Annotated in this window: 11 protein-coding genes; 4 read left to right on the top strand and 7 right to left on the bottom strand. The window is 71.0% G+C overall.

The window, feature by feature from the left end; all coding sequences use genetic code 11:
• Positions 1 to 11: 11 nt before the first annotated feature.
• Together ACIRO3_RS00360 and ACIRO3_RS00355 are read left to right on the top strand one after the other, a co-directional pair.
• Positions 12 to 1628, top strand: a complete 1617-nt coding sequence (locus ACIRO3_RS00360; protein ID WP_365998008.1) for an iron ABC transporter permease — start codon at positions 12 to 14, stop codon at positions 1626 to 1628.
• Entirely contained in the window at positions 1628 to 2653 is a 1026-nt protein-coding gene (locus tag ACIRO3_RS00355; protein WP_365997965.1) for an ABC transporter ATP-binding protein, read from the top strand. The genes ACIRO3_RS00360 and ACIRO3_RS00355 overlap by 1 nt, the downstream gene beginning before the upstream one ends.
• Positions 2654 to 2784: 131 nt before the next feature.
• On the opposite strand, the gene ACIRO3_RS00350 is transcribed toward ACIRO3_RS00355, so the two are convergent.
• The 6 genes from ACIRO3_RS00350 to ACIRO3_RS00325 all read right to left on the bottom strand — a co-directional run bounded on the left by ACIRO3_RS00350 (position 2785) and on the right by ACIRO3_RS00325 (position 8740).
• Positions 2785 to 3690, bottom strand: coding sequence for a hypothetical protein (locus ACIRO3_RS00350; RefSeq protein WP_404131273.1), 906 nt, complete (start codon positions 3688 to 3690; stop codon positions 2785 to 2787).
• Between the two features lie 80 nt (positions 3691 to 3770).
• On the bottom strand, positions 3771 to 4862 hold the full coding sequence (locus ACIRO3_RS00345; protein ID WP_365997966.1) for an LOG family protein: 1092 nt from the start codon (positions 4860 to 4862) through the stop codon (positions 3771 to 3773).
• Positions 4863 to 4888: 26 nt separating this feature from the next.
• Entirely contained in the window at positions 4889 to 5971 is a 1083-nt protein-coding gene (locus tag ACIRO3_RS00340; protein ID WP_404131271.1) for a hypothetical protein, read from the bottom strand.
• Positions 5953 to 6699, bottom strand: coding sequence for an ABC transporter ATP-binding protein (locus ACIRO3_RS00335; protein WP_404131269.1), 747 nt, complete (start codon positions 6697 to 6699; stop codon positions 5953 to 5955). The genes ACIRO3_RS00340 and ACIRO3_RS00335 overlap by 19 nt, the downstream gene beginning before the upstream one ends.
• Positions 6700 to 6872: 173 nt before the next feature.
• Positions 6873 to 8252, bottom strand: a complete 1380-nt coding sequence (locus tag ACIRO3_RS00330; RefSeq protein ID WP_366147748.1) for an aspartate aminotransferase family protein — start codon at positions 8250 to 8252, stop codon at positions 6873 to 6875.
• The gene (locus ACIRO3_RS00325; protein ID WP_053675186.1) at positions 8237 to 8740 is read right to left on the bottom strand and encodes an Lrp/AsnC family transcriptional regulator; all 504 of its coding nucleotides are present in this window, start codon (positions 8738 to 8740) and stop codon (positions 8237 to 8239) included. The genes ACIRO3_RS00330 and ACIRO3_RS00325 overlap by 16 nt, the downstream gene beginning before the upstream one ends.
• A 170-nt stretch (positions 8741 to 8910) precedes the next feature.
• Between ACIRO3_RS00325 and ACIRO3_RS00320 the strand changes: the two genes are divergently transcribed.
• Together ACIRO3_RS00320 and ACIRO3_RS00315 are read left to right on the top strand one after the other, a co-directional pair.
• Positions 8911 to 10350 (top strand): gamma-aminobutyraldehyde dehydrogenase, encoded by a 1440-nt coding sequence (locus ACIRO3_RS00320; RefSeq protein WP_404132274.1) that lies wholly within the window; start codon positions 8911 to 8913, stop codon positions 10348 to 10350.
• A 104-nt stretch (positions 10351 to 10454) separates the two neighbouring features.
• Positions 10455 to 11633 (top strand): PotD/PotF family extracellular solute-binding protein, encoded by a 1179-nt coding sequence (locus tag ACIRO3_RS00315; protein WP_404131266.1) that lies wholly within the window; start codon positions 10455 to 10457, stop codon positions 11631 to 11633.
• A 40-nt stretch (positions 11634 to 11673) separates the two neighbouring features.
• Here the strand turns inward: ACIRO3_RS00315 and ACIRO3_RS00310 are convergent, their stop codons facing one another.
• Positions 11674 to 12648, bottom strand: a complete 975-nt coding sequence (locus ACIRO3_RS00310; RefSeq protein WP_404131264.1) for a serine hydrolase domain-containing protein — start codon at positions 12646 to 12648, stop codon at positions 11674 to 11676.
• Positions 12649 to 12881 lie beyond the last annotated feature (233 nt).

Here is a 12881-nt window from a genome sequence, read left to right as displayed (position 1 = left end):
GGCTGGGCCTGATGGCGCTCCCGCTCGTCTTCTTCGGGCTGTTCTTCGCCTATCCCGTCGCCGCGATCGTCGGACGCGGGCTGAAGACCGACGAGGGTTGGCAGTTCGGCCGGATCGGCGAGGTACTGGCCCGGCCCGACATCGCCGACGTGCTGTGGTTCACCACCTGGCAGGCGCTCGCGTCGACGGCGCTCACGCTCCTGATCGCGCTCCCCGGCGCGTACGTCTTCGCGCGCTTCGAGTTCCCGGGCAAGCAACTGCTGCGGGCGGTGGTCACGGTTCCGTTCGTGCTGCCGACCGTCGTGGTCGGCACGGCGTTCCTCGCGCTGCTCGGACGGAACGGACTGCTCGACGAGACGTGGGGCGTCCGGCTCGACACCACCGTCTGGGCGATCCTGCTGGCGCACGTCTTCTTCAACTACGCCGTCGTCGTCCGGACGGTGGGCGGGCTCTGGGCGCAGCTCGACCCGCGCCAGGAGGAGGCGGCCCGGGTACTGGGCGCCGGCCGGTTCGCGGCCTGGCGGCGGGTGACGCTGCCCGCGCTCGGTCCGGCCGTGGCCGCCGCCTCGCTGATGGTCTTCCTGTTCACGTTCACCTCCTTCGGTGTCGTGCAGATCCTGGGCGGACCCTCGTACGCCACCTTGGAGGTGGAGGTCTACCGGCAGACCGCGCAGCTGCTCGACCTGTCGACGGCCGCCGTGTTGACGATGGTCCAGTTCGCCGCCGTGGGGCTGATCCTGTGCGTGCACGCCTGGACCGTGCGCAAGCGGGAGACGGCGCTGCGGCTCGTGGACCCCGCACGGACCGCGCACCGGCCCTCGGGCCCGGCCCAGCGCGCTCTGCTGGGCGGGGTGCTGTTGACCGTGGCGCTGCTGATCGTGCTGCCGCTGGGCGTCCTGGTGGAACGGTCCTTCGACGCCCCCGGCGGGTACGGCCTCGACTTCTACCGGGCGTTGGCGGACGTGGGCGCGGGAGGCGGGACGTTCCTGGTCCCGCCGCTGGAGGCCATCGGGAACTCCCTGCGGTACGCGCTGGCGGCCACCGCCATCGCCCTGCTCATCGGGGGGCTCGCGGCCGCGGCGCTCACCCGGCGCGCGGGTCGTTTCGTACGGGGCTTCGACGCGCTGCTGATGCTGCCGCTCGGGGTGTCCGCCGTGACGGTCGGCTTCGGATTCCTGATCACCCTGGACGAGCCGCCGCTCGACCTGCGCACCTCGTGGATCCTGGTGCCGCTGGCGCAGGCCCTGGTCGGCGTGCCGTTCGTGGTACGGACGATGCTGCCCGTGCTGCGCGCCGTCGACGGCCGGTTGCGGGAGGCGGCCGGCGTGCTCGGAGCCTCGCCGCTGCGGGCCTGGCGGGAAGTGGACCTGCCGCTGGTACGGCGGGCCCTGCTGATCGCGGCCGGTTTCGCCTTCGCCGTGTCGCTCGGCGAGTTCGGGGCGACCGTCTTCATCGCACGGGCCGACAGTCCCACGCTGCCCGTGGCCGTGGCACGGCTGCTGGGACGGGCCGGGGAACTGAACTACGGGCAGGCGATGGCCCTGAGCACGATTTTGATGCTGGTGTGCGCGGTGTCCCTGCTGGTGCTGGAGCGACTGCGCCCCGACAAGACTGCGGGAGAGTTCTGATGACGCTGCTTCGGCTGGACGGGGTGTCGGTCCGCTTCGGCGCGCGCGACGTCGTGGACGCCGTGGACCTGGAGGTCGCCGAGCACGAGGTCGTCTGCGTGCTGGGGCCGAGCGGCAGCGGGAAGTCGACGCTGCTGCGGGTGGTAGCGGGGCTCCAGCCGGTCTCGGCCGGACGGGTGCTGCTGGGCGGCGCGGACCAGGCGGGAGTGCCGGTGCACCGGCGCGGAGTGGGCCTGATGTTCCAGGACCACCAGCTGTTCCCGCACCGCGACGTGGCCGGCAACGTCGGCTTCGGGCTGCGGATGCGGGGCTCGTCGCGGGACGCCTGCACGGGCCGGGTCGAGGAACTCCTGGACCTGGTCGGACTCCCCGGGGCCGGGCGCCGCGCCGTCGCCTCGCTCTCGGGCGGCGAACAGCAGCGGGTCGCGCTGGCGAGGGCGCTGGCCCCGTCCCCGCGCCTGCTGATGCTCGACGAACCGCTCGGCCAGCTGGACCGGGGACTGCGCGAGCGGCTCGTGGTGGAACTCCGGGGGCTGTTCTCCCGGCTGGGGACGACCGTCCTGGCCGTCACCCACGACCAGGGGGAGGCCTTCGCGTTGGCCGACCGGGTCGTGGTGATGCGGGACGGACGGATCGCGCAGGCGGGCACCCCGCTGGAGGTGTGGGAGCGGCCGGCCTCGGAGTTCGTGGCGCGGTTCCTGGGCTTCGAGAACGTGGTCCCGGCGACGGTGTCGGGCGGCGCCGCGGCCACCCCCTGGGGGAAGGTCCCGGTACCGGACGGCTCGCAGGAGGGGGAGCGCCTGCTCCTGATCCGGGCCGCCGGGGTGACTCCCGCGGCCGAGGGGCTGCCGTGCGTCGTGGAGTCCCGGACCTTCCGGGGAACCCATGTGGCACTGCTGTTGCGACCCGAGTCGGGTCCGCCGCTGGAAGCCGAGTGCGGGCCGGTCGGGGCACCGGGCGTGGGGGACCGCATCGCGGTGGCGTTCACCCCCGGCGAGGTCGTCGTCCTGCCCGCGGAGGGCTGACCGGGCCGGCTCCGTCCCGGCACGGAGCCGCCCCCGGACCCGCCGTCCCGTGAGGGTGGCCGGTCCGGGGGCGGTGGCCCCGCGGTGCGGGAGCGTGGTCCCGAGGTGGCGGGAGCGTTCCCGTACGACGGTTACCCGACCGGCACCGGGTCCGGGGACTGCGCCGGCGCCTCGGCGCCGTCGTGATTGCCGTACCAGGCCACCGCCACGGCGCCCGTCACCGCGAGGACGAAGCCCAGCACCGCCAGCCACGCCAGGCCGGGGCGGGAGGCGTCGCCCAGCAGGAGGACGCCGATGGCGCCCGGGAGCACCGTCTCGCCCACCACCAGGGCGGCGGTGGCCCCGTTCACGGACCCGATCTGGAGGGCCACCGTGTGCAGGTACATGCCGCCGATGCCCGCCACGAGGATGGCGTAGAGAGCCGGGTCGGACAGCAGGGCGCCCAGGCCGAACGGCTCGACGCCGTTCAGGATGCGCACGCCCACCCCCAGCGCGCCGAAGGCCAGGCCCGACAGCAGACCGGCCAGGATCGCGGCCCGGCCGCCGAGGAACCGGACGGCCACCGTGCCGCCGACGATGATCAGCATGGTGATCGCGAGCAGCCACCAGTGCGTGGACATCGGCGCGTGATGGCCGCCCTCGTGCCCCGCGGCCGTCGCCAGCAGCACGAGCGCCGCGCAGACGACCCCGATGGAGGTCCACTCCTTGCGGGTGAGCCAGATGCCCAGCATCTTCACGCTGAGCACGGCGGTGATCACGAGGTTGGCGCTGATCACGGTCTGGGAGAGGAACAGCGGGAGGAGACGCGCCGCGAGCGCGCCCAGGCCGAAGCCCACGAAGTCCAGGATGGTGCCGACGATGAACTCCCAGGTCATCGCCGCCTTCGCGGTCGAGGACAGGTTCGGTCCGCCGTGTGCGGTCACCCCGGCCGCGGCTGGGGACATCCGGGCCGCCCGGCGCGAGCCGACGGCTTGCAGGACGGATCCCGTGCCGTAGCAGATGGACGCCGCGATCGCGGTCAGCAGGCCTATGAGCACAGAGGGCTCCGTTCACGTCTGGCAGGTTTTGCGGTACCTCTACCAGACGTGTGAATCGGCCGGGAAGTTGCCTCGTCGGGTCAGCGCATCGAGGCGAGTGTCGCGGGAACCTCGTCCACCGAGTCCACCAGGGCGATCCTCGACTCCATCGACCGGCCGCTCGCCAGTGCCCGCAGCAGCGGCCAGGCCGGCAGGCGCTCCGTCCAGTGGGCGCGGTCGACCAGGACCATGGGGGTCGGTTCGCCGCGCGACTCGTAGTGGTTCGGCGTGGCGCTGTCGAAGATCTCCTGGACCGTCCCCGCGGCGCCCGGGAGGAACACCACGCCCGCGGTGGACCGCGCCAGCAGTCCGTCCTCGCGGGTGGCGTTCGCGAAGTACTTGGCGATGTGGCCGGCGAAGGGGTTCGGCGGCTCGTGCCCGTAGAACCAGGTCGGGATCCCCACCGAGTCGCCGCCCGCCGGCCAGCGTTCCCGCACGGCGAAGGCGGCTCTCGCCCAGTCGGACACGGACGGCGTGAACGAGGGGGCCTTGGCCAACATCTCCAGGGCCTCGGGCAGCGCCTCGTCGGGGGCGGGGGCCAGGTAGGCGCCGAGGTTGGCGGCCTCCATCGCGCCCGGGCCGCCACCGGTGGCCACGGTCAGCCCGGACCGGGACAGGGTCCGGCCGAGTTCCGCCGCGCCGAGGTAGTCCGTACCGCCGCGGGACATCGCGTGGCCGCCCATCACTCCCACCACCCGGGCACCGGCGAGGTGCTCGTCCAGGGCGTCGGAGACGGCGTCGTCGTGGATGGAACGCAGCATCGAGGCGTAGATGTCGCCGTCGGCCTTGGTCTCCTGGAACCAGGCGTACGCCTGGGCGTCAGGGGTGGCCTCGTAGCCGTCCCGCAGGCCGGTGAACAGCTCGTCCGCGGTGTAGAGCAGACCCCGGTACGGATTGAACGGCAGGTCCGGCACCGGCGGGAAGACCAGGGCGCCGTCGGCGCGGACCTTCGCGGAGGCGTCGGGCTCCATGGCACAGCCGAGGAACACGGCAGCCGAGGTGTCGGCCGACAGCAGCGCGAACGTCCGCTCCAGCAGGTTGACCGACTGGACCCGGTAGCCGCTCAGGGAACCCCGAGCGGCGACCTGGTCGAATTCGGCGAGCGTCTCGATCTCGATGTCTGGGTTGACCATTCGGCCCACACTAAGGGCTGCGTCAGTCAGCGGGTCAACGCGAGAGACGTCAGTTGCGCCACACCCCAACTGAGGGATACGCATACGGCGAGCAGGGCAATCGCGCGTACGGTGACGGCCGTACGCAGCACCGTTGCGGGGGTTCCGAGGTCGTTCAGGGTCTCCCGGACGGCGGTGCGGGACTGCCGGGACTCGACCGCCGATGTGAGCAGGGTCGCAGCCGCGAACAGGGCCACGAGCCCGGCGGCCGGAGCGGTCAGCGGGCCGAGCGGGGGCAGGAAACCGTCGGCGTCGCGCACGGCGAGGGTGGTGAGCCCGGCCGCGCCGATCGCGCACAGCACCCCGAGGGGACGGCCCAGCCGCGGCGCCTCCTCCTGGAGGGTCCGCCCGGCGAGCAGCCGGAGCGCACCCGGGCGGACGGCCTGCACCACGGTTCCGCAGGCGAAGGCCACGCCCGGCCCGGCGAGGGCGAGCCCCACCGCGATCAGCGCCCAGCCGGTCGGCACGGCGGCGCTGCCCCGCCCGGCGTAGGTCTCGACGGCCAGGCCGGAAGCGGTGAGGGCGATCCCCCACGGCACCCCGCTCTGCGGGGACAGTCCGGCCGGGGCAGGACGGGAGCGCAGGGCGAGGGCGGCCGCCGCCGAGGCGGCGAGCGGGACCAGGGCCAGCAGCGTCAGGGCGGCGGCCACCGGCAGTGGCTGTTCGGCGTACAGCAACTCGGCGCCGGCCCCGTCGAAGGGCAGACCGCTGAGCTCGCCCCGCAGGTGCAGGAACGCGGCCAGGGCCACGGCGCTGCCCAGGGCGCACGCCACGGCGGTGGAGATCGCCGCGACAAGGGTGCGTCGTACGGGGCCCAGGCCGACGGCGTCCATTCCCTCCCGGGGCCGGGTCGCGGGGTCGGTCCGCGCCACGGCGACGGCGAACTGCACCGTCACGGCGAGCGGGACGAGGGCCCACAGCAGCCGAGGGAACGATCCGGCGGGTCGGGCCAGCGCCCCGGCCAGCACGTACAGCAGCAGGAACCCGGTACCGGCGGAGGCGGTGGCGACGAGCAGCCGGCGCAACTGGACCAGCGGCCGGGAGCCTCGGGCTAGGCGGAGAGCGAGCACGCGGCCTGGTCCTCCGTCGTGAGCGGGGTCGTGGCGGCCGCGACGGCGGCCGGGCGTCCGTCGAGCAGCGCGATCCGTCGGTCGGCGACGGCGGCGATCTCCTCGTCGTGGGTGGCCAGCAGCACGGAGATCTCGTGCGAGCGGGCCGCGGTGGTCAGGGTGCGCAGGAGCAGGGCGCGCTCGGCGTGGTGCAGGCAGGCCGTGGGCTCGTCGGCGAAGATCACCGAGGGTTCGCTGACCAGGGCTCGGGCCAGGGCGACCCGCTGAGACTCGGCCCGGCTCAGGGCGCCGGGACGTTTGCGGGCGAAGCTGCCGATGTCGAGGCGGTCCAGCCATTCGCACGCGGCGCTCTTGGCGGCGCGGTGCGGGGCGCCGGCGAGCAGCAGCGGCAGTGCGGCGTTCTCCCACACCTTGAGCTCGGGCAGCAGCCCCGGCTCGGGGCCGATCCAGCCGAACCGGTCGCGGCGCAGCCGCTCGCGGACCGCCGCCTTCATGGTGTGCAGGGCGACACTGTTGAACCAGACCTCGCCCTGTTCCGGTACCAGCTGTCCGACGAGACAGCGCAACAGGGTGGTCTTGCCGCTGCCGCGGGGGCCGGTCACGGCCAGGATCTCACCTTGGCCGAGACCGACGGAGACGCCGATGAGACCTGGTGAACCGCTGTGGGAGTAGTGCAGGGACCTCGCCCAGAGCACATCATTGTCTGCCGGAGCCACCATGGCGTACACCTCCGTCCGGGGGAACGAAGCGGAGCCGGTTCGGTCACTGGCGCCGCAATGAGATGTAAAGAGATGAACGTCTTGGATGGTGACAGCACACGGCCCGGACCCCCGCGTTCTCACTCGAACGGGGGATCCGGGCCGTGTGGTTCGGACGATTTACCGCTTGTCGCGGGCCTCGCCTACAGCTTGGTCCACGCCTCCGTGAGCACCGAGCGCAGGATGCCCTCGATCTCGTCGAAGGTGCCCTGGTCCGCGATCAGCGGCGGGGCCAGCTGGATGACCGGGTCGCCACGGTCGTCGGCGCGGCAGTACAGGCCGTTCTCGAAGAGCGCCTTGGAGAGGAAGCCGTAGAGCACGCGCTCCGTCTCCTCGTCCGTGAAGGACTCCTTCGTGACCTTGTCCTTGACGAGCTCGATGCCGTAGAAGTAGCCGTTGCCGCGGACGTCGCCGACGATCGGCAGGTCGTGCAGCTTCTTCAGCGTCGAGAAGAAGGCACCCTCGTTGTCCAGCACGTGCTGGTTGAGGCCTTCCTTGTCGAAGATGTCGAGGTTGGCCAGCGCGACCGCCGAGGAGACCGGGTGGCCGCCGAAGGTGTAGCCGTGCAGGAAGGTGTTGTCACCCTTGTAGAACGGCTCCGCGAGGCGGTCCGAGATGATGCAGGCACCGATCGGGGAGTAGCCCGAGGTCATGCCCTTGGCGCAGGTGATCATGTCCGGCACGTAGTCGAACTTGTCGCAGGCGAACATCGTGCCGAGGCGGCCGAACGCGCAGATCGTCTCGTCCGAGACGAGCAGGACGTCGTACTCGTCGCAGATCTCGCGGACCCGCTGGAAGTACCCGGGCGGCGGCGGGAAGCAACCACCGGCGTTCTGCACCGGCTCCAGGAACACGGCGGCGACGGTGTCGGCGCCCTCGAACAGGATCTCCTGCTCGATCTGGTCGGCGCACCAGCGGCCGTAGGCCTCCGGGTCGTCGCCGTAGATCGGGGCGCGGTAGATGTTGGTGTTGACCACCTTGTGCGCGCCGGGAACCAGCGGCTCGAAGGGGGCCTTGAGCGCCGGCAGTCCGGTGATCGACAGGGCGCCCTGCGGGGTGCCGTGGTAGGCCACCGCGCGGGAGATCACCTTGTACTTGGTGTGCTTGCCCTGGAGCTTGAAGTACTGCTTGGCGAGCTTCCAGGCGGTCTCGACGGCCTCGCCGCCACCGGTGGTGAAGAAGACCTTGTTCAGGTCGCCGGGGGCGTAGTGGGCGAGGCGCTCGGCGAGCTCGACGGCCTTGGGGTGCGCGTACGACCAGATGGGGAAGAACGCGAGTTCCTGCGCCTGCTTGTAGGCGACCTCGGCCAGTTCCTTGCGGCCGTGACCGGCGTTGACCACGAACAGTCCGGCCAGACCGTCGAGGTAGCGCTTGCCCTTGTCGTCCCAGATGTAGGTGCCCTCGCCCCGGACGATGGTGGGGACGGGGGAGTTCTCGTAGGACGACATGCGGGTGAAGTGCATCCACAGGTGGTCGTACGCGGTCTTGGAGAGGTCCTGGCTCACGGTTATCGGGTTCCCCACATGTAGGTCTGCTTCTTCAGCTTCAGGTAAACGAAGCTTTCGGTTGATCGCACGCCGGGGAGCGCGCGGATCTTCTTGTTGATCGTTTCCAACAGGTGGTCGTCGTCCTCGCAGACGATCTCCACCATCAGGTCGAACGAGCCCGCGGTCATGACCACGTACTCGCACTCGGCCATCGAGGTCAGTGCGTCGGCCACCGGGTCGAGGTCGCCCTCGACGTTGATGCCGACCATTGCCTGGCGCCGCAGGCCCACGGTGAGCGGGTCCGTTACGGCGACGATCTGCATGACGCCCTGGTCGAGCAGCTTCTGTACGCGCTGGCGCACGGCTGCCTCGGACAGGCCGACGGCCTTGCCGATGGCTGCGTAGGGACGGCGTCCGTCCTCCTGCAGTTGCTCGATGATCGCCAGGGACACAGCATCGACCGAAGGGGACGGTTGTCTGTTCCTGGAATCTGCGCTTCGACTGACCACGACCTCACTGTGCACGAGGAGTCGTCTGTTCCGCAACCCGTAACCGATGAAATTCGTTGTTCAAGGTCTCGGATTGCACGGATTTCGTAGTTGGTGGTGTCTGGCTCTGTCGAAAGCGTCGGCCGAGGGGCTAGGCTGGGGAAGTCGTCTCAATCATTGGACATGTGATCAGGAGAGTGGCTGTAGTGACCACCGAACTGCGTCGTCTGCGCAACTACATCGGCGGGGAGTTCAAGGACGCCGCCGACGGGCGGACCACCGAGGTGGTCAACCCCGCCACCGGCGAGGCGTACGCGACCGCGCCCCTGTCCGGCCAGGCCGATGTGGACGCGGCCATGGCCGCCGCCGCTGCCGCCTTCCCGGGCTGGCGCGACACGACCCCCGCGGAGCGGCAGAAGGCCCTGCTCAAGATCGCGGACGCCTTCGAGGCGCGCGCGGACGAGCTCGTCGCCGCCGAGTCGGAGAACACCGGCAAGCCGCTGGGCCTCACGGCCAGCGAGGAACTGCCGCCGATGGTGGACCAGATCCGCTTCTTCGCGGGTGCGGCCCGCCTGCTGGAAGGTCGCTCGGCCGGCGAGTACATGGAGGGACTGACCTCGATCGTCCGCCGTGAGCCGGTCGGCGTCTGCGCCCAGGTCGCGCCGTGGAACTACCCGATGATGATGGCCGTGTGGAAGTTCGCGCCGGCGATCGCCGCGGGCAACACCGTGGTGCTCAAGCCCTCGGACACCACCCCGGCCTCCACCGTGCTGATGGCCGAGATCATCGACTCGGTCCTGCCCAAGGGCGTCTTCAACGTCGTCTGCGGCGACCGCGAGACCGGCAAGGCCATGGTGGAGCACCCCACCCCGGCCATGGCCTCCATCACCGGCTCGGTACGCGCCGGCATGCAGGTCGCCGAGAGCGCCTCGAAGGACGTCAAGCGCGTCCACCTGGAGCTCGGCGGCAAGGCCCCCGTCGTGGTCTTCGAGGACGCCGACCTGGCCAAGGCCGTCGAGGACATCGCGGTCGCCGGCTACTTCAACGCCGGCCAGGACTGCACCGCCGCCACCCGCGTGCTGGTGCACGAGTCGATCCACGACGAGTTCGTGGCCGCGCTCGCCAAGGCCGCCTCGGACACCAAGACCGGACAGCCGGACGACGAGGACGTGCTGTACGGGCCGCTCAACAACCCGAACCAGCTCAAGCAGGTCGCCGGGTTCATCGAGCGCCTCCCCGCCCACGCCAAGGTCGAGGCGGGCGGCCACCAGGTCGGCGAGAAGGGCTACTTCTACGCCCCGACCGTGGTCTCCGGACTCAAGCAGGACGACGAGATCATCCAGAACGAGGTCTTCGGCCCCGTCATCACCGTGCAGTCCTTCACGGACGAGTCCCAGGCCCTGGAGTACGCGAACGGCGTCGAGTTCGCCCTCGCCTCCTCGGTGTGGACCAAGAACCACGGCCGCGCCATGCGCATGTCCAAGAACCTCGACTTCGGCTGCGTGTGGATCAACACCCACATCCCGCTCGTCGCCGAGATGCCCCACGGCGGGTTCAAGAAGTCCGGCTACGGCAAGGACCTCTCCGCCTACGGCTTCGAGGACTACACCCGCATCAAGCACGTGATGACCTCGCTCGACGGCTGACGCCTCGCCGCGGCGACCGCACTGATCAGCGCACAGCGCTGAAGGGGCGGGCAGTAGACACGTTGTCTATTGTCCGCCCCTTCGCGTTGCCCGAGGCTGTGGCCATGCCTGAACTCGCCTTCTCCCGGCGCTCGGCGCTGCGCGGCCTCGGCGCCGTGGTCCTGCCGGCCGCGCTCACCGCCTGCGGAGTGCCCGCCGCCTACATCCCCGAGGACCGGCGGGAGGGACAGGACCGATCCGCCCGGGACCAGAGCCTCGCCTTCTCCAACTGGCCGCTCTACATCGACACCGACGAGGAGGACGAGGAGCGCCGGCCGACGTTGGACGAGTTCTCGGAGAAGACCGGCATCGAGGTCCGGTACACCGAGGAGATCAACGACAACGACGAGTTCTTCGGCAAGATCAGCCCCGCGCTCATGAGCCACCAGGAGACCGGCCACGACCTGGTGGTGGTCAGCGACTGGATGGCGGCCCGCTTCGTCCACCTGGGCTGGGCGCAGAAGATGGACCGCTCGGCCCAGTCCAACGTGGCCAAGTACCTGGATCCCCAGCTCCGTTCCCCCGCCTTCGACGAGGGACGGCTGCACACCGTCCCCTGGCAGTCGGGCATCACCGGCATCGCCTACAACCGCAAGGCCCTGGGGCGGGAGATCAAGTCCGTCAAGGACCTCTGGCAGCCCGATCTCGCGGGCAAGGTGACGCTCTTCTCCGGGCTGGACGAGTCCTTCGCCCTGCTGATGCAGGGCGACGGCGTGGACGTCACCCGCTGGACGGAGGCGGACTTCCACCGCATGTGCGACCAGGTCGAGCGCATGGTGAAGAAGAGGCACGTCCGCCGCTTCACCGGCAACGACTACACCTCCGACCTCAGCAAGGGCGACGTCCTCGCCTGCCAGGCCTACTCCGGCGACGTGATCCAACTCCAGGCCGACAACCCCGACATCGAGTTCGTGGTGCCGGAGGAAGGAGCCGAGCTCTGGGCCGAGAGTCTGCTCGTCCCCAACCTGGCGCGCCACAAGGCCAACGCCGAGGCCCTCGTCGACCACTACTACGATCCGGCGGTGGCCGCCCGGCTCGCGGCGTCCGTCAACTACGTCTGCCCGGTCCCGGCCGCCCGGGAGGTGCTGGCGGGCTCCGACGACAAGGAGACGGCGGAGCTGGCCGAGAACCCGCTGATCTTCCCCGACGGCGACATGCGCAAGCGCCTCGTCGTGGCCCGGGACATCTCCTCGGTCGAGCGCCGGTCCTTCGCCAAGCGGTGGAACGCCATCGTCGGCCTCTGACCGTCACACCGCCCGGGCCCCCGCCCCGTGCGCTCCGCCGCTACCGCGACATCGCCGCCGTGACTATCGCGCCGGCCACCCTGTTCGGCTCCTCGCTCTTGGCGTCCTTGGAGGTCATGGTGAAGACCAAGAGCCGGGACCCGTCCCTGGTCCCCCCGATGCCGGTGCTGTAGCCGGGACGGGCGCCGGTCTTGCCGTAGACCACGAGACCGTCCTCCAGGACCATCTTCTGCATCCCGGCCGTCCGCAGCGCGGGCTTGTCCCGCGTACCGAACTCGAACACCTCGGGGACGGTGAACATCTCCTCCAGCTGGGGGCGGGGCACGACCCGCCCGGCGAACAGCGCCCGCGTGAACCGCTCCAGATCGGCCGTCGAGGAGATCAGGTCGCCGGCCGCCCAGCGGTCCGACTGGTTCCACACGCTGACGTCGCGCAGCTCGGTGGTTCCGTCCGGCAGCGGCAGGGCCTGGTACCCGATGTTGTGCCGGCCCGGGATGTGCGTCCGCGTCCGGCCGGGGAAGGAGGTCTGACGCAGTCCGAGCGGCCGCAGGATGCGCTCGTCGACCGCCCTCTCGTAGGTCGTTCCGGTCACCTTCTCGATGAGCACGCCCAACACCGTGTAGTTGATGTTCAGGTAGTGCTGGAACTCGCCGGGATCGGACTCGGGCCCCTTGGTCAGGGCGTTGGCGATCTGCGCGTGCGGATCGGTCACGTCGAAGCGGTGGTCCCACTGGTTCTGGAACGCGTTGCCGGGGCCGTCGGCGGCCCGGATGCCGCTGGTGTGGTTCAGCAGTTCGCGCACCGTGATCGGATCGAAGGCGGCGGGGAAGGTGCCCGGCAGGTATCGCTGGATCGGCCGGTCGAGATCGATCCTGCGCTCCGCCGCCAACTGGAGCACCACCGCGGCCGTGAAGGTCTTGGTCACCGAACCGGCCCGGAAGCGACCGTCGTCGATCACCGGCGCCCCGGTGCGGACGTCCGAGCCGCCCCGCCAGCTGCCGCTCGATCCGCTCACCCGGACAACCGCGCCGGTGGCGTAGGGGTGATCGGCGCCCAGGCCCGCGATCGACTGCCTCAGCGCCGCCGCGTTCGGAGGGGTCGAGATCGACCGGGAGGCGGTCGGCCCCGAGGCCGAAGCCGAGGCCGGAGTCGAAGCCCAGGCCGATGAGGGGCCCGAGCCGGAGCCGGAGCCGGCGCCGGTGGGCCGGCGTCGGCGTGGCGTGAGCGGCGGCCGGCCCGGCCGCGATG

The organism is Streptomyces sp. NPDC102278, assembly GCF_044766345.1.
Taxonomy (GTDB): Bacteria; Actinomycetota; Actinomycetes; order Streptomycetales; family Streptomycetaceae; genus Streptomyces.
The sequence above is the reverse complement of the archived record's forward strand: the minus strand, read 5'-3'. Positions and strand labels throughout refer to the sequence as shown.